Source organism: Alkalibacterium putridalgicola, from assembly GCF_900109825.1.
Lineage (GTDB): Bacteria > Bacillota > Bacilli > Lactobacillales > Carnobacteriaceae_A > Alkalibacterium > Alkalibacterium putridalgicola.
Genome location: NZ_FOBL01000038.1, coordinates 1 through 20,795, shown reverse-complemented (window position 1 = coordinate 20,795; position 20,795 = coordinate 1). Strand labels below are relative to the sequence as shown.

Sequence of the window (20,795 nt, the reverse complement as noted above, 5' to 3'; positions counted from 1 at the left end):
GGATATGTGCCCTTCAGTATGGAACAAAGCAGACGAAGGGCACAAAAGTAGTGGATATGTGCCCTTCAACATGGAACAAAGCAGACGAAAGGCACAAAAATGTCATTAAGATAATCTCATCTAAATATCGGACAAATATATGAAATCCCTGCAACAGATCATTCTTTAAAAGTATGTTTTTCTTAAAAAATGTGATAGGATTATGATTAGTTAAGAGTAAAGAAGGGTTACTATGAAAATAATCACAGAAAATGAACAGGAAACAAAAAAAATTGCTGAAAAAATTGCTGGTCAACTGGAACCGGGTATGACTATTCTGCTGGAAGGTCAGCTGGGAGCAGGAAAGACGACTTTCACAAAGGGGATCGCTGAGGGGCTTGGTATAGAGAGGATCATTAAAAGTCCGACATATACCCTGATCAAAGAATACATGGATGGCAGATTACCGTTGTACCATATGGATTTGTACCGCCTTGAAGATGCCGAAGACGAGGATCTTGGCTTGGAGGAATACTTTTATGGTGATGGTGTGACCATCGTTGAGTGGGGCTCGTATATGCAGGATGAACTGCCCGACAAATACCTGATGATCCAGATCAGTGTTCTGCCTGGGTCAGATAAACGTGAGCTGATCGTCACAGCACAGGGAGAAAAATATCAGCAGATAATGGAGCGATTAGAGAATGAGTGAAGCCATCGACTGTATTATACGCGAAGCCATTCCGGGGGATGCAGAACAGATACTGGAATTACTGAATAAAACGGCGACCCAGACTGGTTTCATGACTCAAGGGACAGAAGGCGTTGGGATAACTGTGGAAGAGGAAGCAAAACAGCTTGCGAAGATTTATGATTCTTTGAACAACAGCGTGTTCGTTGCTTTGGTGGATGACGAAATCATCGGTATAGCCTCCATAAACGGCTCAGACAAGCCAAAAATCGAGCACATAGGGGACATTGGGATCGTCATAGACAAAGCCTATTGGGGCTATGGTTTAGGGACATTGATGATGGAGGAACTGTTGCTCTGGGCCGATGCTTCTCCTGTGTTGAGTCGACTTCAGCTGCAGGTCCAGGAACGGAATACCCGTGCACGTTATATTTATGAAAAATTAGGCTTCAAGCTCGAAGCGATCATTGAACGCGGGGTCAAAGATGATGGACAGTTGCTGAATGTCTGCCTTATGAGTAAGTTGATATAAATAGATAAATAAAAAGAAGTCAGGCGATATTTACGCCTGACTTCTTTTTATTTTATGAAACGGTTCAGTGATGAAGGACCAAATTCTTTTTCCTGGTTGATCAGAATGGTGGCACTTGCTCGCGCATCATCAAGGGCATGGTGATGGTTTAAAGGGATGCCATAATAATCGGCCACTGTATTGAGTTTATGATTCGGCAGTTCCCGCAGCAAGGCACGGGAAGACTGGACCGTACATAACGTTTTAAACATAGGTGCGCTAACACCATAGTACCCTAGTGTGCCCGTCAAAATCCGTTTGTCAAAAGGCATATTGTGAGCCACGATCAGCTGGTCAGGTGTGAAAAATTGTTTCATGTCGTTCCAGACATCAGGAAACTTGGGTGCATCATACACATCTGATTCCTGTATGCCGTGTATACGGGTATTCATCCGGTCAAACCATGTTTCTGGCTGAATCAGGGTGTAATACTCGTCAACGATCTTGCTGTCTCTAACAATAGTCAACGCAACAGAACAGGCACTGTGTGACTGACGGTTGGCTGTTTCAAAATCTATAGCTGTAAAGTTCATATATAACCCTCTTTTAAAGTCATTCTGTTTAGTCTTTACAGTATAGCATGATTACCTGAACTTTCAAGACGAACAAAGGCTTAATGGGGAAATGACAAACTTTTGTTGCATTCAGGAATAAAAAACATGCGCGCATCCATTCTCAGGATATGCGCATGAAGAAACGATTATTTAGTCCAGCTTGTAAGGCAGGACGACTTTTCTTAATTCCATAATGATCGTTGTAGCAAACGCCAGTCCGGCAGCTATAGCCCATTCTGTTAAGCCGAATGCGGCAGGAATTGCGAAGATACTTCTGACGGCCGGCAGTAAAGTGATACCGTAAAGTCCCAGACAGACGACAAAGGCCAGGATCACGAATTTGTTCCTGAAGAATCCTGCACCGATGCTTGTTTCTACATTGGAACGAGCCGGGAATACCTGCAGCGTACGTGACAAAATGAGTGTCGTAAAGGCCATGGCCACACTCATTTCATCAGAAGTCTGAAGTCCGATATACTGAGAAATAATGACCGCAATAGCAATCAGCGCACCACGGAAAGCAACGATTCTGAAGGTGTTGCCTGAGAAAATAGACTCATTAGGATCTCGCGGTTTCTCTTCCATTACGTTCGGTTCTGCAGGCTCAAGTCCAAGTGCAATAGCTGGCAGTGAGTCATTGACGAGATTGATAAATAGGAGCTGCAGGGCAGTGAACGGGCTCACCCAGTTCACGATCAAAGCAAAGATGATCGCGATGACGGCGCCTAAGTTTCCTGAGAAAAGATAAGCAATAGATTTCTTGATATTACTGTAAATGGTACGGCCGACGGAAATAGCTTTAACGATAGATACAAAGTTGTCATCCGTCAAGATCATAGCAGAGGCATCTTTAGCCACATCGGTTCCGCTGCCCATCGCAATTCCGATATCGGCCTGTTTCAAGGCAGGGGCATCATTGACACCATCACCTGTCATCGCCGTGATCTGGTTTTTGTTCTCCCAGGCCGTAACGATCCGGATTTTATTTTCAGGTGTTACTCGGGCATAAACCGTGATATCTTCCAGCTGATCCATCAGCTCTTCTTCGGATAAGGCATCCAGTTCCTGTCCGGTATAAGCCAAGTCGCCTTCTTTGAAGATGTTCAAATCACGACCGATCGCACGAGCTGTTGTTTTATGGTCCCCTGTGATCATGACTGTGCGTACTCCAGCGTTGGCAGCGTCTTCTACTGCATGATAGACGGCTTCGCGTGGCGGATCGATCATGGCAAGAAGACCAATGAAAATCAGGTCGTCTTCATCTTCGATACTGACTTCTGTCGAATCGATCGGTTTATACGCAAAGGCAAGAACACGCATCGCCTGATCAGAAAATTCTTCATTTTTCTGTTTCAATTCTTCTAAACGTTCTTCGGTGAGTTCAACGATTTCACCGTTTAGTTTGATTCGTGAACAGAGTTCGAACAAGACATCGGGTCCACCTTTAGTCAACAGGCGTTTTTCCCCGTCGATTTCATGGACAGTCGACATGCGTTTACGGCTCGAGTCAAAAGGCAGTTCGGCAAGTCTTGGATATTCATCTCTAACTGAACCGTAAGGAAGCTCCTGTTTATTACTGTAGGCTATCAGGGCAACTTCAGTTGGATCACCACTAGATTCATCCTTTTCATTGATCGTTGAATCGTTTGTCAATACAGCGATCTGCATCAGGATCTTCTCTGATTCTGACCAGGAATTACTGTCTCCTGAGAAGAGGTGAGATTCACCGTTTGGAATATACTCATCTACAACAGTCATCTTATTCTGTGTCAAGGTCCCCGTTTTATCTGTACAGATGACACTCGTTGAACCGAGCGTCTCAACAGCCGGCAGTTGTCTGATGATTGCATGCTGTTTAGCCATTTTATTCGTACCAACGGATAAGACGATCGTCACAATAGACTGCAGGGCTTCCGGAATGGCTGCAACAGCAACAGCAGCAGCAAACATGAAAGCGTTAAGCAATGGGACAGTGACGTCCTGTGTGTCTCCAAGGAAAATTCGAGCTGCTTGGATACCGAAAATAAGGATAGATAAGAGCAGGATAGCGACACCCAGTTTTTTACTGAAATCTGCCAGTCTTCTCTGCAGAGGTGTTTGTTTGGCAGAAGCGCTTTGCACGAGTTCGGCAACTTTCCCCATTTCTGTCTCTTCACCTGTTGAAGTGACGACCATGACTCCACGTCCGGCAGTGACCATCGTACTGCTGTAGACCATATTGATTCGGTCGGCGAGGGGGGTGTTTTCTTCCAGCGGTTCAACTATTTTTTCAGAAGGCATGGACTCACCGGTCAGTGCGCCTTCTTCGACCTGTAAAGACTCCGCTTCGATCAGTCGTCCGTCAGCAGGGATGTTATCGCCAGCTTCTAGGATGACAACATCACCAACCGCCAGATTTCTGGCTTCGATCTGCTTCGGATTGCCATCTCGGTAAACATTGGCGGTCGGTGCAGACATCTTCTCCAGAGATTCAAGAGAATCTTCGGCTTTTTTCGTCTGAACTACACTTAGAATCGCATTCAATATCAACACAATGAAAATAATGAGTGATTCGATCCATTCTCCAATAGCTACTTGCACGATCGCTACGATCAATAAGACAATGACCATTGGATCTTTAAACGATTCGATGAACATGGAGAAAATCGATTTCTTCTCTTTACGGCTTATCTCGTTGTATCCATTTTCCTCCAGTCGTTTCTCCGCCTCCGACTGGCTGAGACCTTGACGAGAAGTATCGATGGATTCGAGTACCTTGTCTTTCGTTTCTTGATAATAATTCATTTGTTTTATCCTTTCTACGTTGAAGTAAGTAAAAAAGACGCATACGGAATGAGTGATGGCTGTTCCGTATACGTCTCACTATTTAATACAGCACCAGCAGATAATCAGTCTACGAATGGTGGCACTGCAACAGATTTGATCTGCAAGTTACTCCCGCATATATATTATTTAAATGTCAAATTAATTATAGTTAAGTCCAGGTCAAAAAGCAAGTCAGATGTTTTAAAGAAAGGAGCTCACTTTGTAAAAACAGAAAACTTGACGCACGGAATAATGGGGCACTAAAAACATCACGTGTCGATTAAGTGACAAATAACAGTTAATTCTACACAATTGCATGTAATAGTGTTAAACTAAACGTGATTATTTAATGATGTTACAATGATACTGAAATTACTCAATTATCTATACGAGAGGAATCACTGAATCCATGACTATACAAGACTTGATGAATGCATTTCCCGATGCGAATATAAAAAAAGATGAGCCTTTGTCCAAGTATACATATACCAAGACAGGCGGACCTGCAGATGCTCTGATCTTTCCAAAGAGCAAGGAAGAGGTTCAGGCCCTGGTCCAATGGTTGAATGAAAATGACTGGCCGCTGACCATTTTAGGCAATGCCAGTAACCTGATTGTTAAAGATGGTGGTATTCGCGGAGCGACCATTATTCTGACCGATATGAACAAAATATCGATTCAGGACAACAGTATTCGAGTGTTTACTGGTGCGCCTTTAATAGAAGTCAGCAAACGCGCCTATGAAGCCGGACTGACAGGTCTCGAATTTGCCTGTGGTATCCCCGGAAGTGTTGGCGGAGCTGTATATATGAATGCCGGTGCTTATGGCGGCGAAGTAAAAGAAGTGATCAGAAAAGTCACCATCCTGACTCGTGAAGGTGAAATGAAAGAAATGGCCAATGAGGATATGGGCTTCGATTATCGACACAGTTTACTGCAGGAATCCGATGATATTGCATTGGAAGTATTATTTGAGCTTGAACCTGGTGACAAGGAAGAGATAAAAGAAAAAATGGATGAATTGACTTATTTGAGAACATCCAAGCAGCCGCTGGAATACCCTTCCTGCGGATCAGTCTTCAAGCGTCCGACAGGGTACTTCACTGGAAAGCTCATCCAGGATGCGGATCTACAGGGCTATACATGGGGAGGCGCTCAAGTATCGACTAAACATGCCGGCTTTATCGTGAACATCGATAATGCGACAGCAACGGATTATATCGAATTGATTGAACACATCAAGGAAGTCATTCTTGAAAAAGATGGCGTGACTCTGGAAACGGAAGTCAAAATCATTGGGGATGATCTCGTGCCTGAAGAAAATACCGGGCGTATTCTGATCAACAAAGCCAAAACGTCACTGAAGTCAAAATTTAACAAGACCCCGTTAATGGACGAAGGTATTAAATAAAATATAGAACAGGACTACACATTCTTGCCTAAAGCGGAGTGTGAAGTTTTTTTATGAATAAAGTGTCAAAACCTTCATCTCGTGTTATGCTGAATATATTAAAGATAAACGGAGGATCACAATATGAAAATAGGCGTTATCGGACTGGGTAGTATAGCGAAAAAAGCTTACTTGCCTGTATATACCACACAATTCCCGGAGCACGAATGGTACTTTTCCACACGTACTGAAAAAACACTGAGAGACACAGGGCATACATATGGAGTGCCGGAAGACCATCAATTCACAGATTGGCATGACTTGCTGGACCTTGTGGACGCAGTCTTTATCCATACACCTACAGATACGCATGAAGAAGTCTGCCGCGCATTTCTTGAGAAAGGCATACCTGTTTTCGTGGATAAGCCGCTGACTGAAAACAGCAGAGAAACTAAAGCCATACTGGATTATGCGGAGGAACAGGATACGCTGCTCATGACAGGGTTCAACAGACGGTTTGCGCCCATGGTTCAGGAAATGAAGCAGATGACGAATAAGAATCATCTGATCCTGCAGAAAAACCAGGTCAATAAAACAGACTTTGCAGTCAGGTACCGCATCTATGACCTGATGATCCATCCATTGGATACGGCGCTTTACCTGATGGATGAACCGGCTGAAGTCATTCGTGCTGAAGTCGTTGTTGAAGGCGACCAGTTTAAACGGGCCTCGGTGCTTTTGAAGACTTCGCAATCCACAGCGTATGTAGCTGTAAATAATGAATCAGGGACCAAACTTGAAAAGTATGAAGTACAGAGTCAGGCAGAGACCGTTGTACTGGAAAACCTGACCGATAAAACAACGTATACAGAAAAAGGCGAAACGCTTATTAAAGCGGGTGACTGGGTACCGACTCTGGAAAAAAGAGGCTTCGTCCCAATGATCAAAGCCTTTATAGAAGCCGTAGAAACAGGCAGCCAAAACCCTGTCTCCCTAAAAAGTGCACAGCTCAGTCATGAGATCTGCGAAACGATCATACAGAAGTATGAGAATCACGGGTCGTAATCATGGATTATGTTCAAGGTTTAAGAGAGAAGATCGGACACGATACTGTTATTTTGAACGGTTCGGTCGCTTTTATTTTGAATCATGAGGGTGAAGTCCTGCTGCAGCAGCGTCCGGACAAGTCATGGGAGCTGCCGGGCGGACTCATGGAACTGGGGGAGAGTTTTGAAGAGACGCTGATCCGGGAAGTGAAAGAAGAAACGAACCTGACTGTCAAAGGCTATCATTTCGTAGACATTTTATCCGGAAAAGACTTTTTCGTCAGCTTGGCCAACGGAGATAAATACTACTCAGTGACCGCACCGTACCATGTCACTGACTTTGAAGGAATTCTTAATGCCGACTCTCAGGAATCAATGCAGCTGCAGTATTTTTCAATGAAAAACATCCCAGAAAACATTAACGTTCGGTGGCGCCAATTTTTGAACACATTTATCGAATATTATTCTAATAAAAAGTAAATATATATTGCTTTTCACCCCTTGCCGGCTATAATAAAAAGGTTCGATAAAATCGGTTATAAAGGGGTGTTTTTGTTGACGGAAGAAATCATTGTTTCCTTCAAGCAAGTCGAAAAAAAATATGAAGAAGAAAGTGTATTGAAAGATATCACGTTTGAATTAGAAAAAGGGAAATTTTATACATTATTAGGCCCTTCAGGCTGTGGTAAATCGACGATCCTTAACATCATCGCTGGATTTACGGAACCTTCTGAGGGGCTCGTTAACTTGAATGGAGAGAATGCAGCAAAGACACCTTCCGAGAAACGAAAAGTTAACACAGTTTTTCAGGATTATGCCTTGTTCCCGAATATGAATGTTTTCGATAATGTGGCTTTCGGGCTGAAAATGAAAAAGATAAACAAAAAAGAAACAGTAGAAAAAGTGAAAACAGCACTGCGCCTGGTTCGTCTTACAGGATACGAAAAACGAGAGATCAGTGAAATGTCCGGCGGGCAGAAACAGCGTGTCGCGATCGCCCGCGCCATCGTTAATGAACCCGATGTCCTCCTGCTTGACGAGCCGCTTTCAGCACTTGATTTAAAGCTGCGAACAGAGATGCAGTATGAGCTAAGAGAACTTCAGCGTCGTTTGGGTATTACGTTCTTATTTGTGACGCATGATCAGGAAGAAGCTTTGGCAATGAGTGATGAGATCATGGTCATGAAAGACGGTGAGATCATTCAGACAGGGACGCCAATCGACATATACGACGAACCGATCAATCGCTATGTAGCTGATTTTATAGGGGAAAGCAATATCGTTGAAGGGCGGATGGTCTCTGATTACCAGGTCTCCTTTGCCGGGAAAAGCTTTGTCTGCGTGGATGGCGGGATGAATCCGAATGAAAAAGTCGACGTTGTTATTCGGCCGGAGGACTTGACGCTGACTGACGCTACTTTAGGCCAGATCCAGATAACGGTAGAGACGCAGCTCTTTCGCGGGGTACATTACGAGATCGTCGGTCACGACCTGGACGCCAATGAATGGATGATCCATTCGACCAGGAAGTCAGAACCCGGTAAAGTCGTCGGCCTGCAGTTCCATCCTGAGGATATCCATATCATGCGCTTAGGCGAAACGGAAGAAGCCTTTGACGAGCGTATCGAACAGTATGCCTCGGTTGCGGACGCTGTGGAAAAAGGGGGCGGTGTCGATGGTTAGACAGAGGAAGCTCTTATCTGTGCCTTATTATTTATGGATGGGACTTTTTGTCATCGTTCCTGTCCTGCTGCTGCTCTTTCAGTCCTTTAGAGGGATGGACGGTAGCTTTACCCTATTAAATATTACAAGCTACTTCACGTCGCCTGTATATTTGACAATGACCGGTCAGAGTTTTCTCTATGCCTTTCTGATCACTGTCATGACCCTTCTCATCAGCTATCCGGCTGCTTATTTCCTGACAAGGACAGAGCACAAGCATTTATGGCTATTAGTTATGATCCTGCCGACCTGGATGAATATCCTGCTCAAAGCATACGCCTTTATTGGAATTTTAAGCCAGTCCGGTATGGTCAATCAGCTGCTGGCGTTTATGGGCATCGGCGCACAGCCCCTGCTTTTCACCCGACTGAGTTTTCTGATCGTTGCCACCTATATCGAGATTCCGTTTATGCTGCTGCCGGTGTTCAACGCCATCGACGATATCGATGAATCGCTGACATTAGCCAGCCGGGATCTAGGGGCAAATGAATGGCAGACGTTCCGCTCGGTTATTTATCCCTTGTCTTTATCTGGGGTAAGAAGCGGGATACAAGCCGTATTCATCCCCTCCCTGTCTCTGTTCATGCTGACGCGGCTTATCGCCGGTAACCGAGTCATGACCTTAGGTACAGCTATAGAACAGCACTTTTTAGTCACGCAGAACTGGGGGATGGGCTCTACGATGGGGATCGTTCTCATCGTCATTATGTTTGCCGTGATGGCCCTGACCAAAAAGCGTCAAAGAGGAGGCACACGCTGATGGTGAAGAATACAAAGCTTTCTTCAGTTTATTTATTTGTGGTATTCGTCTTGCTGTACCTGCCTATTTTTTACCTGATTTATTATTCATTCAATGCAGCAGGAACGATGAATCAGTTCGACGGTTTTACTTTAGAACATTACACCGCGCTTGCAGAGGATACGAGACTATTGACGATCGCTCTGGATACTGTGCGCGTAGCCTTGATCTCATCTCTGGCTGCCACAGTGATCGGAACGATGGGAGCTATCGGTATTTATTTTTCTAGGAAAAGGCGCACGCAGGGCCTGCTGATGAGTTTAAATAATATCCTGCTGGTCTCGCCGGATGTCATCATCGGAGCAAGCTTTCTCCTGCTGTTCACGTTGGTCGGTTTCAGATTAGGTTTTTATTCTGTACTCTTTTCTCATATCGCTTTCAGCATTCCTATCGTCGTGCTGATGGTGCTGCCGAGGCTTGAAGAGATGAACCCGCACATGATAACGGCCGCCAGAGATCTAGGGGCAAGCCAGTGGCAGGTTTTGAAAGAAATCATCCTGCCAAGCATCAGCTCGGGTATTCTGGCAGGTTTCTTCATGGCCTTTACCTATTCGATCGATGATTTTGCTGTCACCTTTTTCGTTACAGGAAACGGCTTCGCCACACTGTCCGTAGAAATCTACTCGCGGGCACGTCAGGGTGTAAGTCTGGAGATCAATGCACTGAGCACGATCCTCTTTTTAGTAGCCATGGCCATCGTCGTCGGGTATTACTTTATACAAAAGCAGCAGCGTACCCGGAAGAAGATATTGGCTGTGGATCCAACAAATCATGAGAAGGCGGTGATGCCATAATGAAAAAGCTGACTTTATTTTCATTCCTGATCATAGCACTGGCGAGCGGGCTGTACTTCAGCAAAACACTGATCGAGCATGCAGAAGGCACGAGCGGATCGGAGATCTTTCATCTATACAACTGGGGCGACTATATCGATCCTGAACTGCTGGATCGTTTTGAAGAGGAGACGGGGTATCAAGTCGTTTACGAAACATTCGATTCGAACGAGGCCATGTATACGAAAGTACAGCAGGGCGGGACAGGCTATGATCTGATCGTTCCAAGCGAATATATGATCGAGCGCATGATGGAGGAAAACCTCGTCATACCGCTTGATCATTCCCGAATCGAAGGACTTGAGCATATCGATGAAGACTTTCTGGATCTGAACTTTGATCCGGGCAACCAGTACTCGATCCCTTATTTCTGGGGGACACTAGGGATCGCCTACAATGCAGATCTTTTAGAAGACCCTCCTGCAAGCTGGGAAGAGCTATATGATCCCAAATATGAAGACCGTATTCTGATGATTGACGGAGCAAGAGAAGTCATCGGTATCGGGCTGCAGTCGCTGGGGTACTCTTTGAATTCTAAGGATGCACAAGAACTCGATGCAGCTGCTGAAAAACTGGTCGACTTGGCACCTAATATGAAAGCCCTCGTTGCTGACGAGATCAAAATGTACATGATCCAGGAAGAAGCAGCTTTGGCGGTGACCTATTCTGGTGAAGCGGCGGATATGATGTGGGAAAATGAAGCCATCTCGTACATCCTGCCTGAGGAAGGCTCTAACTTATGGTTTGATAATATGGTGATCCCTCACACGGTTCAAAATGAGGAAGCGGCATATGCCTTTATCAATTTTATGCTGGAACCTGAAGTAGCTGCTCAGAATGCCGATTACATCGGCTACAGTACGCCGAACAAATCAGCGATGGAGCACCTTCCAGAAGAAACGATCGAAGATAAACAGTTTTATCCCAGCCAGGACATGATCGATGATCTTGAAGTGTATGAAGATCTTGGTCCGGAATATACGGGTCTTTACAACGAGCTGTTCCTGGAATTCAAGATGTTCAAATAATCGTTTAGGGTAAGTGAGGATCCAGACCGGATCCTCACTTTTTCTATTCTGTGCTATAATTGAATCAAGACTAAATAAAGGAGTTAATGCATATGAATTTAAAAGAAATGGTTGGGAATAAAGCGGCAGAATTTGTTAAAGATGGTATGGTCGTTGGCTTGGGCACTGGATCAACGGCTTACTACATGGTGGAAGCAGTGGGGAAGCGTGTGAAAGAAGACGGTTTGTCAATAACCGGAGTCACCACGTCTCACAGAACAGCTGATCATGCGAAAGAATTGGGTATTCCTTTAAAGGACATCAATGATGTGGAAAAAATAGACGTCACGATTGATGGTGCAGACGAGATCTCTGATGATTATCAGGGGATCAAAGGAGGCGGGGGAGCCCACTTGTTTGAAAAAATGGTGGCGAACCAGTCCGATGAAGTAATCTGGATAGTGGACGACAGCAAGCTTGTTCATAAACTCGGTGCGTTTCCACTGCCGGTCGAAGTCGTCAAATTCGGCTGCCAGCAGGTTTTCCGTTTATTCAAAGAAAAAGACATGAAACCAAGCTTCAGAAAAGATGACAATGATGAGTTATACTTGACGGATTCTGGGAACTATATCATTGACCTGCATTTGGAACAGATCGATAACCCGCACGAACTGGCTAAATGGCTGGATTCACTGACTGGTGTTGTGGAACACGGCTTGTTCTTAGACTGTGTCACGAAAGTCATCGTGGGCACTGAAAACGGTCCAGAAGTAAAAGAAGTCAAGCGTTAAGTATAATGAGGACAAAGGTGTAATGAGGGGAAAACCTCATTGCACCTTTTACCTTCGAATGAAAACAGTTTGTACTGTCTGAGTATGTGATAATAGGAACTCATTGCGTTTCGGTTTGCCGAGCAACTATTATCCAGCGATATAGCAGGAACTCCAGTAAATAGAAAGTATCGAGTTCCTATTATAAGGCGCTATAGCCGTATCTCAAGATAGAAAACTAGAACGAGTTCCTATTATAAGGCGCTATAGCCGTATCTCAAGATAGAAAACTAGAACGAGTTCCTATTATAAGGTACTATAGCCGTATCTCAAGATAGAAAATTAGAACGAGTTCCTGTTATAAGGCTCAATTACTGAAACTCAACAGGGCTAGTCACTCTTAGTTCCTGCAATAAACAACTACTTCCTGAAATTCATAACGAAAGAAGGCGGCATCAGGCCGCCTTCTACATCTTAATAAACAAAAAGACTGTTTTTACCTGCCGAGATATACTCAAGCAGGAAAAACAGTCTTTCTGATTAAAGTTCTTTTTTCTTCAGTTGTTCCAGCATGTCTGCTGTCATTTTTTCTAAATCATATTTTGGAGAAAAACCCCATTGTTCTTGAGCGGCCGACGTATCGATGGCGTTCGGCCATGATTCTGCGATGCCTTGTCTGACAGGATCCACATCATAGGTCAGTTCGAAGTCAGGGATATGTTTCTTGATTTCGCGCTCAATGTCCTCAGGTGCGATGCTCATGGCACTCACGTTGTAGGCATTGCGGTTTTTTAGCTGGTCACTTGGCGCTTCCATCAGCTGAATGATGAGATCGACGGCATCAGACATATACATCATGTCCATATACGTCCCTTCAGCAATGAAAGAAGTATAAGTGTTGTTTTTTAATGCTTCGTAATAGATATCAACAGCGTAATCGGTCGTTCCACCGCCTGGCAATGTCGCATGGGAGATCAGTCCCGGGAAGCGGACACTGCGCGTATCTACGCCGAATTTCTGGAAGTAGTAATCACCTAGCAGCTCGCCGCTGACTTTTGTGACGCCATACATGGTCGTGGGACGCTGGATCGTTACTTGCGGTGTCTGGTCTTTTGGTGTCTCTGGACCAAAAGCACCAATGGAACTTGGGGTGAAGAATTTCAGATTATGTTCACGGGACACTTCCAATGCGTTAAGTAATCCACCCATGTTCAGATCCCAGGCAAGTTTTGGTTTAGCCTCGGCCACGGCAGAGAGAAAAGCAGCCAAATGGATAAGCGTATCCACATCATATTTTTCAACCAGTTCGTTCATGCGGTCTGCATCGGTCACGTCGAGCTTTTCGAAAATACCTTCTGAAACGACTTTTGAATCTTCTGGTGCTTTGATATCCGTTGCGACGACATTATCCATACCATAGGATTCTCTTAGTTTTAACGTAAGCTCGGATCCGATTTGACCTAGAGCACCTGTAATTAAAATTTTCTTCACAAAAAAACCTCCGACAATTATTTTTTAAAACACGAGAAGAAAGAGAAAGAACAGCTCCGTTCGTTTCTCTTTCGCTCAGTTCTATTCGTTTATTTTATGACGTCCAGTTCTTTACCGACTTTTTTATAAGTGGCCAGAACCTGGTCCAGCATGTCTTTTGTATGAGCGGCACTTGGCATGTTTCTGACACGACCTGTCCCGCGTGGAACGGTTGGGAAGACGATAGACTTAGCATAAACGCCTTCTTCAGTCAGACGTTTGGAGAAAGTCTGTGTCAACTTCTCTTCACCGAGGATACATGGTGTGATCGGTGTTTCTGAATTGCCGATGTTGAAGCCTAAGTTTTTCAATCCTTCTTTAAGATAACGGCCATTTTCCCAAAGGCGTTCGTTTTCTTCAGTAGAGTTTGACATGATGTCGATGGCTTCGATACACGCAGCAGAAGCACCCGGAGTGAGTGATGTTGAAAACAGGAACGGACGTGCACGGACTTTCAGCCAGTCGATAAGGTTTTGAGTTCCGGCAACGTACCCGCCGACAACGCCGACAGCTTTAGACAGTGTCCCCATCTGGAAGTCGATTTTGTCCTGAAGACCGAAGTGCTTGACTGTTCCGGCTCCTTTACCCATAACGCCTGATCCGTGAGCATCGTCGACATAAGTGATCAAGTCGAATTCTTCAGCGACTTCAACGATTTCCGGAAGTTTAGCCACGTCGCCGTCCATAGAAAAGACGCCGTCAGTGATGTACATGATTTTCTCGTACTGACCGCTTTCCACCGCTTCTTTTGCTTTAGCTCTCAGGTCATCCATGTCCTGATGCTTCACGCGGATTACTTTGGCACCGGACAGGCGGCAGCCATCGATGATGGACGCATGGTTCAGTTCGTCTGACAGAATGGCATCATTTTTGTTCATGACTGCTGAAATGGCACCCATGTTACAGTTGAAGCCGGACTGGAAAGCAACGGCTGCTTCAGTATGCTTGAATGCGGCGATTTTATCTTCAAGTTCTTCATGGATAGCCTGGGTGCCGTTGATGGTACGTACAGCACCTGCACCGACGCCATAAATGTCTGTTGCTTCATTGGCTTTAGCTTTTAAACGCTCATCATTTGCAAAACCTAAATAATTGTTTGATGACATATTGATCAGTTTTTTTCCGTTTATACTGATTTCCGCACCGTTTGGACCGTCCAGCACGTCGATCTCATTATACAGACCATTATCTTTAAGGTCCTGCAGATTTTCTTCTAAAAAGGTGTTCAATTTTTGACTAGTCATGAAATCTCTCCCTTTATGATTGGTTTGACCTTCATTCTTGATTTTACCACTCTTTTATATAATCGTGTAGTCATGATAGGGATTATTGGAATATTCTTATCAATACTTAGTCAAATTACCTTATTCTTTCGCGATTGTATGATAAACTATAAACTATAAGTAAATGATTAGGAGTGAACAACGTATGCGAATGATCGACTTGATTGAGAAGAAACAGCACAACCAGACGTTAACTGAAGATGAAATCAAATGGATGATCGAACACTATACATCCGAAGATATCCCTGATTATCAGATGAGTGCGATGGCCATGGCCATTTATTTCAACGGTATGAATAATGACGAACGCAGTGCATTGACTATGGCAATGGTAGAATCCGGCGACCAGATCGATCTGTCACCGATCGAAGGCGTTAAAGTAGACAAACACTCAACAGGTGGTGTAGGCGATACAACAACACTGGTTCTAGCACCTTTAGTGGCAAGTGTAGGTGTACCGGTAGCTAAAATGAGTGGTCGCGGACTGGGTCACACAGGTGGAACGATCGATAAACTGGAAGCGGTACCTGGTTTTGACGTGGAAGTCTCTCAGGAGAGATTCGTTGAATTAGTGAATCAGAACAAAGTGGCAGTAGTCGGTCAGTCAGGCAATCTGACACCTGCGGATAAAAAATTGTATGCTTTGCGTGATGTGACAAGTACAGTCGAATCTATCCCACTTATCGCAAGTTCCATCATGAGCAAGAAAATCGCGGCAGGAGCCGATGCCATCGTTTTAGATGTCAAAACAGGTGCCGGTGCCTTCATGAAGAGTGTTGAACAGGCAAAAGAATTGGCTGAGACTATGGTTAATATTGGCGAAGCTGTCGGTAGAAACACGATGGCAGTCATCTCTGACATGAGCCAGCCTTTAGGCAACGCTATAGGCAACGGTCTGGAAGTGAAAGAAGCGATCGACACACTGAAAGGTCACGGACCGGAAGATTTAACAGAACTATGCTTAGTGCTGGGTAGTCAGATGGCTTATTTAGGCGGAGTAGGTTCTTCTCTAGAGGAAGCACGCGAGGCTCTTGAAGAAAATCTGCATAACGGCAAAGCACTGGATGCATTTAGAACATTTATTGCCGCTCAGGGCGGCGATGCATCGGTAGCGGATGATCCGGACGGCGTCCTCCCTAAAGCGAAGCATTCTCAAGATGTCACAGCTGAAGAAACAGGAAAAGTTTCCGAAATCGTTGCAGACCAGATCGGTATTGCTGCAATGATGCTTGGAGCTGGCCGTGAAACAAAAGAAAGCCAGATCGATTTAGCCGCTGGACTTTATATGCACAAGAAAATCGGCGATTCAGTAGAAAAAGGGGAGGCATTAGTGACCCTTTATTCCAACAAAGAAATCTCTGAAGATGTCATCAGTAAAGTCAGAGAAAACATCAAGATTTCTGAAGAAGCGACAGCGCCAACACTGATCCACGAAATCATCCAGTAACACACCTTGTGTAGTATAAATACGTAATGAGAGACTTACCGTGATGCGTTTATTCATCGCGGCAAGTCTCTTTTTTTGTACCTTATCGAACTAAGATAACGCCTGTCACGAAACGTATTGATTGAAAAATAGACGGGACATGATAATCTGATAATACAGTTAGTTTCAAGAACCGACACTTAGGAAGGATGATAAACTGTGGAGGACAAAGAAAACACTAAATCGTCGGAAGTTGCCGGCAATGATCACACCCAGTCATCAGGAAATCAGAATCAGGCGAAAAAGAATATCAGCATCGTTTTCTTTATCAACCTTGCTTTTTCAATCGTTGAGTTTGTTTTCGGTTTTATTTTCAACAGTATCGCTATCATGTCTGATGCTCTTCATGATTTGGGCGATGCAATATCTACAGGTTTTGCCTGGTTTTTCCAGAAATATTCAGAAAAAGAGAGAAACAACACGTATACCTTCGGCTACAGCCGTTTTTCTTTACTTGGGGCGCTGATCACAGCGGTTGTGTTACTTAGTGGATCAGTCTTCATTATATATAGAAGTGTTCCCCGCCTTATAGACCCTCAACCAGTCGATGTCACCGGAATGATCTGGCTTTCTCTTGTGGCCATCCTTTTGAATGGCTACGCTACTGTCCTTTTACGCCAAGGTTCTTCTAAAAACGAAAGTGTATTGAGTCTCCATATGCTTGAAGATGTCTTAGGGTGGGTGGGGGTACTCGTCGTCAGTATCGTCATGCGTTATACAGATTTATATCGACTGGATCCCATATTATCCATAGTCATTGCCTTGTACATTTTTTATCTGACAGTACCACAATTCTTGAATACGATGAAAATATTACTGAATAGAGTGCCTGAAGAGGCTGATGTTAAAGTCATTGTAGAAACCATAAAAAAGATAACGGATGTAAAAGCTATATCGGACTTCCACATTTGGTCAATAGATGGAGAAGAGAATGCCTTCGTTGTCACAGTGCTCATGGAGTCTACAGACATTAAAAAGAAACAGAAGGTAAAAGAAAAGATCAGAAATCTTGCGCGTGAAAATAATGTGAAAGAACACGTCACCATTGAAATAATAACGGATAAGGAGGAGCTTAATAAAAAAGGTCTTTCCAGCAACTAAAGATAACAGAATCTGAGAAACAAAATATAAATAAGTGGTAAAATCAAGAGAGGAGTGAAAGTAATGATAATAAGAACAAATGATTTACCTTATGTTATTGAAGTGGAAATCGATGGGGAAATCACTGAAGAGGATATTGAGAATTTTGAAGCATATTTCAAGCAGAAAAAAGAAAGTCTGGTCAATAAGGCTAAACTGAATCTTTTGATGGAAATCAGAAGTCTGGATTACACCATAGATGGATTGATCAAAGACATAAAATTTGACACGTCTCATTTAGATGACTTTGATAAAGTTGCGATGGTAAGTGACAAGAAGTGGGCAGAAATAGGCGAAAAACTTGTGAAGTATATGCCTCAAGTCGAGGTCAGACAGTTTGATCCTGAAGAAAAAGAGCAAGCCCAAGCGTGGGTAAGTTGACAACAGATAAAGAAAACGACTGAATGAATACCGCTTATGACCAGTCGCGTGATAGCTTCTTTAAGTATAACAGTCAGATAAAAGAGATACGGCAGAATACATTAAGTATTCGTCGTATCTCTTTTATCGTTAATAGAAAGGAAAGGATATGCTATACTGATATAACATTTATTCAAGTGAACACAAGAAAGGGGAAAGGTAGATGAAAAACGATACGGTGTTGAGTGGAATGAGAGCAGGGCTGCCGATCATGGCCAGTTACCTTGCGTTAGGCATTGCCTGTGGTATCGTTTTATATGATGCAGGCTTCAGTGTGCTGGCTATCTTCCTCATGAGTGCCCTCGTTTATGCGGGCGCTGCTCAATTTTTAGCAGGGAGCATGGTGGCCTTCGGGGCAGCCGTCCCATCCATTATCCTCATGGTCTTTTTTCTCAATTTAAGACATATATTGATGTCAGCGAGCATTTCAAAATACGTTAAAAACAAACCTATGAGTTTCCTGGGACTTTTCGGTCATACGCTGTCTGACGAGTCCTTTGGCATCAATTATTCCAGGTTCCAGGGAGATGACTGGACAGCAAATGAAGCGTTGATAACCAATTTATTCAACTATTCTGCATGGAGTTTGAGTACTGTATTAGGCGGCATCATCGGTAGTCAGTTCACGATCAACACACTGATCATGAATTATGCACTGATTGCTATGTTTATCTGCATGATGGTCATGCAGTTTGTTTCAAAAGCACACATTATTGCAGGTATCGTATCGGTCGTTTTGTCTGTCTTGTTCACAGTCGTACTTAAACATAACATTGCTCTGGTTATTGCAACAGTTTTGGCGTCGTTCGTGGGGTATTACTTAGAAAAGAGATCAGCAGAAGAAGGAGTGAAGGCAAATGACTAGCGATGCATTGATATTGATAACAGGGATGGCTGTGGTGACGTTCATTCCCAGATTCTTCCCGCTGCTGCTTTTGAGCAAGAAAGAGATATCCCCGTCTTTCAGCCGCTGGATGTCCTTTATTCCTGTATCGATTTTTGCAGCCTTAGTTGCATCGGATGTTTTCTTCTGGGAAGGCTCTTTTTCTCTGCAGCCCATTCAGAACATCAAGCTTATTCCCTCTGTACTGGTGCTTTTCGTGGCGTATAAAACGAAGAGTTTGCTGTGGTCAATGATCACAGGGGTCCTTGCAATGGCTTTACTCTACATATTCTTATAGATAGGTAAGGGTCGGGAAAATAAAAGAACGTTTACGCGCTTGTTTTTATAATATCGAATACTACTCAAAAGTTAAAAGCAAAATAAAAACAGTCATGATTAAGGTTAACGGGTTCGGTTTTTAGGTAGAAAAATGTATTTAGCAGTTGAATTTACAATAGTTTTAACATCACTTTTAACAGTAAATTATCATTATAAAAAGCGAGGGAATCGGTAAATTCCTTTGCTTTTGCTTTTTTAATTTTTATTCAATTTTGATAAAAATTACTAAAGTTTTTCAAGGTTTATTGGATATTTATGTTAATATAAGATTTTAAGAAATATTAACTTAGTGAAAAGATACACTTAAACTAACGAAGCAGTAGAGTTTAAGAATACTTCTCAACTTGCACAATTTTACGTTAAAATAATTTATGCAGTATTTTTCCAGAACGGAGTGTATATTAGTGGTTCAATTATGGCGAGCATTTGGAGAGTTGGTTCCTTTATTCTTAATAATAGTTTTAGTAAGTTGTATAACAGTTTATTTTGTAAGTAAGAAGAAAAATTTAGATTTCAAACGAGTAATCATTAACATTCTATTAGGACTTAGCATAATTGGAATTTTATTAGTTACTGTTTATCCAAGGTATTACGGTACGGAAATACCGACAATTATTAACATAGTTCCTTTTATTGGAATGTACGATATTATGTTTCATTCGGTTGATATAACAGTACCTATCCGTAATTTAGGATTAAATATTTTACTGTTTGTTCCTTTTGGATTTTTTCTATCTTTGAAGATTTCATCTTTACAAAAGAAAGTAATGTTAAATGTAATTCTGAACTGCACCCTGTCAAGTAGACAGTGAAAAAATAAAAAACTCTATGCCGCAGCCTGATACCGATATTCCATTGGTGTCAGGCTGTTTCTTGTCTCCTGAAATCGTTCGTAGTTGTAAAACTTCATGTACTTCTGTATATCTCTTTCAAGTTCCTCATAGGTTGAATAGTGTTTCAGTTTGTAAGATTCACACTTGAAATGACCAAAAAAGCTCTCCATCGGTCCGTTGTCAATACATTTACCAACACGCGACATACTGCGTGTTATCCCAGCTTCTGTTGTAAGCTGACGATACGTTTTTGAGGTATACTGCGACCCTCGGTCGCTGTGTAAAAGCGGAGTGGCATTTGGATTAGTTTCTAATGCATCTTTTAATGTGGCCATGACCAGAGGATTATCATTATGCTTTCTGAGTTTATAGGCAATGATCGATCCGTCATACAGGTCTTTAATGGCACTAAGATAGGCTTTTTGGCCGTCACCATAATGGAGATGGGTGATGTCTGTGACCCACTTCTCGTTAGGTTTATCAGCTTCAAATTCACGGTTCAGATGATTCTCTTCGATATTTTTGTAGCTGGTTCGTGTGCAGTATCCGTTAGAACGTCGAATATAAGACTTTAATCCCATTTGAATCATGAGGCGACGTACACGTTTCTTATTGTACCGCTTGGTCTTCGAGGCACGATTTAAATCGATTGTGAGGCGACGATATCCAAAGATGCCGTTATAGTGATAAAAACGTTCTTTTATCCACGACATC

At 43.2% G+C, this 20,795-nt stretch carries 20 protein-coding genes and 1 pseudogene; 16 read left to right on the top strand and 5 right to left on the bottom strand.

What is annotated here, in order from left to right; translation table 11 throughout:
• Positions 1–232 precede the first annotated feature (232 nt).
• Positions 233–691: a tRNA (adenosine(37)-N6)-threonylcarbamoyltransferase complex ATPase subunit type 1 TsaE gene (tsaE, locus tag BMX84_RS10705; protein ID WP_091489579.1), complete on the top strand. Its 459-nt coding sequence runs from the start codon at positions 233–235 to the stop codon at positions 689–691.
• A complete protein-coding gene (locus tag BMX84_RS10700) occupies positions 684–1,202 on the top strand; it encodes a GNAT family N-acetyltransferase (RefSeq protein WP_091489577.1) in 519 nt (172 codons plus the stop codon). Before tsaE ends, BMX84_RS10700 begins: the two co-directional genes overlap by 8 nt.
• 47 nt (positions 1,203–1,249) lie before the next feature.
• On the opposite strand, the gene BMX84_RS10695 is transcribed toward BMX84_RS10700, so the two are convergent.
• Both BMX84_RS10695 and BMX84_RS10690 read right to left on the bottom strand, forming a co-directional pair.
• Positions 1,250–1,774 carry a 3'-5' exonuclease gene (locus BMX84_RS10695; protein ID WP_091489575.1) on the bottom strand — a complete coding sequence of 175 codons (525 nt, stop codon included), beginning with the start codon at positions 1,772–1,774 and terminating at the stop codon, positions 1,250–1,252.
• A 171-nt stretch (positions 1,775–1,945) separates the two neighbouring features.
• Complete coding sequence (locus BMX84_RS10690; RefSeq protein ID WP_091489573.1) at positions 1,946–4,579, bottom strand: cation-translocating P-type ATPase; 2,634 nt, start codon at positions 4,577–4,579, stop codon at positions 1,946–1,948.
• A gap of 430 nt (positions 4,580–5,009) precedes the next feature.
• Between BMX84_RS10690 and murB the strand changes: the two are divergent.
• The 8 genes and pseudogenes from murB to rpiA form a co-directional block, all read left to right on the top strand.
• Positions 5,010–5,906, top strand: a pseudogene (murB, locus tag BMX84_RS10685) (UDP-N-acetylmuramate dehydrogenase); the annotation flags it as partial.
• Between the two features lie 228 nt (positions 5,907–6,134).
• Positions 6,135–7,055, top strand: a complete 921-nt coding sequence (locus BMX84_RS10680) for a Gfo/Idh/MocA family protein (protein ID WP_091489569.1) — start codon at positions 6,135–6,137, stop codon at positions 7,053–7,055.
• A gap of 2 nt (positions 7,056–7,057) precedes the next feature.
• On the top strand, positions 7,058–7,516 hold the full coding sequence (locus tag BMX84_RS10675; protein ID WP_091489567.1) for an NUDIX hydrolase: 459 nt from the start codon (positions 7,058–7,060) through the stop codon (positions 7,514–7,516).
• A 75-nt stretch (positions 7,517–7,591) separates the two neighbouring features.
• Positions 7,592–8,719 carry an ABC transporter ATP-binding protein gene (locus tag BMX84_RS10670; protein WP_091489566.1) on the top strand — a complete coding sequence of 376 codons (1,128 nt, stop codon included), beginning with the start codon at positions 7,592–7,594 and terminating at the stop codon, positions 8,717–8,719.
• Positions 8,712–9,518 carry an ABC transporter permease gene (locus BMX84_RS10665; protein ID WP_091489564.1) on the top strand — a complete coding sequence of 269 codons (807 nt, stop codon included), beginning with the start codon at positions 8,712–8,714 and terminating at the stop codon, positions 9,516–9,518. The genes BMX84_RS10670 and BMX84_RS10665 overlap by 8 nt, the downstream gene beginning before the upstream one ends.
• A gap of 2 nt (positions 9,519–9,520) precedes the next feature.
• Positions 9,521–10,351, top strand: a complete 831-nt coding sequence (locus BMX84_RS10660) for an ABC transporter permease (RefSeq protein WP_177165552.1) — start codon at positions 9,521–9,523, stop codon at positions 10,349–10,351.
• Positions 10,351–11,418, top strand: a complete 1,068-nt coding sequence (locus BMX84_RS10655; protein ID WP_091489561.1) for an ABC transporter substrate-binding protein — start codon at positions 10,351–10,353, stop codon at positions 11,416–11,418. Before BMX84_RS10660 ends, BMX84_RS10655 begins: the two co-directional genes overlap by 1 nt.
• A 92-nt stretch (positions 11,419–11,510) precedes the next feature.
• Positions 11,511–12,188, top strand: coding sequence for a ribose-5-phosphate isomerase RpiA (rpiA, locus tag BMX84_RS10650; RefSeq protein ID WP_091489559.1), 678 nt, complete (start codon positions 11,511–11,513; stop codon positions 12,186–12,188).
• A gap of 519 nt (positions 12,189–12,707) precedes the next feature.
• Here the strand turns inward: rpiA and BMX84_RS10645 are convergent.
• Entirely contained in the window at positions 12,708–13,658 is a 951-nt protein-coding gene (locus BMX84_RS10645; RefSeq protein WP_091489558.1) for an L-threonine 3-dehydrogenase, read from the bottom strand.
• A gap of 89 nt (positions 13,659–13,747) precedes the next feature.
• Entirely contained in the window at positions 13,748–14,941 is a 1,194-nt protein-coding gene (locus BMX84_RS10640) for a glycine C-acetyltransferase (RefSeq protein ID WP_091489556.1), read from the bottom strand.
• A gap of 184 nt (positions 14,942–15,125) precedes the next feature.
• On the opposite strand from BMX84_RS10640, the gene BMX84_RS10635 reads away from it, so the two are divergent.
• From BMX84_RS10635 to BMX84_RS10610, 6 genes are all read left to right on the top strand, one after another.
• Entirely contained in the window at positions 15,126–16,427 is a 1,302-nt protein-coding gene (locus BMX84_RS10635) for a pyrimidine-nucleoside phosphorylase (RefSeq protein WP_091489555.1), read from the top strand.
• Between the two features lie 198 nt (positions 16,428–16,625).
• Positions 16,626–17,567 (top strand): cation diffusion facilitator family transporter, encoded by a 942-nt coding sequence (locus BMX84_RS10630; protein WP_091489553.1) that lies wholly within the window; start codon positions 16,626–16,628, stop codon positions 17,565–17,567.
• Positions 17,568–17,630: 63 nt separating this feature from the next.
• Positions 17,631–17,987, top strand: coding sequence for a SpoIIAA family protein (locus BMX84_RS10625; protein ID WP_091489551.1), 357 nt, complete (start codon positions 17,631–17,633; stop codon positions 17,985–17,987).
• A gap of 202 nt (positions 17,988–18,189) precedes the next feature.
• Entirely contained in the window at positions 18,190–18,891 is a 702-nt protein-coding gene (locus BMX84_RS10620) for an AzlC family ABC transporter permease (RefSeq protein ID WP_091489550.1), read from the top strand.
• Positions 18,884–19,207, top strand: coding sequence for an AzlD domain-containing protein (locus BMX84_RS10615; RefSeq protein WP_091489548.1), 324 nt, complete (start codon positions 18,884–18,886; stop codon positions 19,205–19,207). The genes BMX84_RS10620 and BMX84_RS10615 overlap by 8 nt, the downstream gene beginning before the upstream one ends.
• Before the next feature lie 445 nt (positions 19,208–19,652).
• On the top strand, positions 19,653–20,060 hold the full coding sequence (locus BMX84_RS10610; protein ID WP_091489546.1) for a VanZ family protein: 408 nt from the start codon (positions 19,653–19,655) through the stop codon (positions 20,058–20,060).
• Positions 20,061–20,074: 14 nt separating this feature from the next.
• On the opposite strand, the gene BMX84_RS10605 is transcribed toward BMX84_RS10610, so the two are convergent.
• Positions 20,075–20,795: IS3 family transposase (locus tag BMX84_RS10605; protein WP_091489545.1), on the bottom strand; the 721-nt coding region annotated here is incomplete at its 5' end.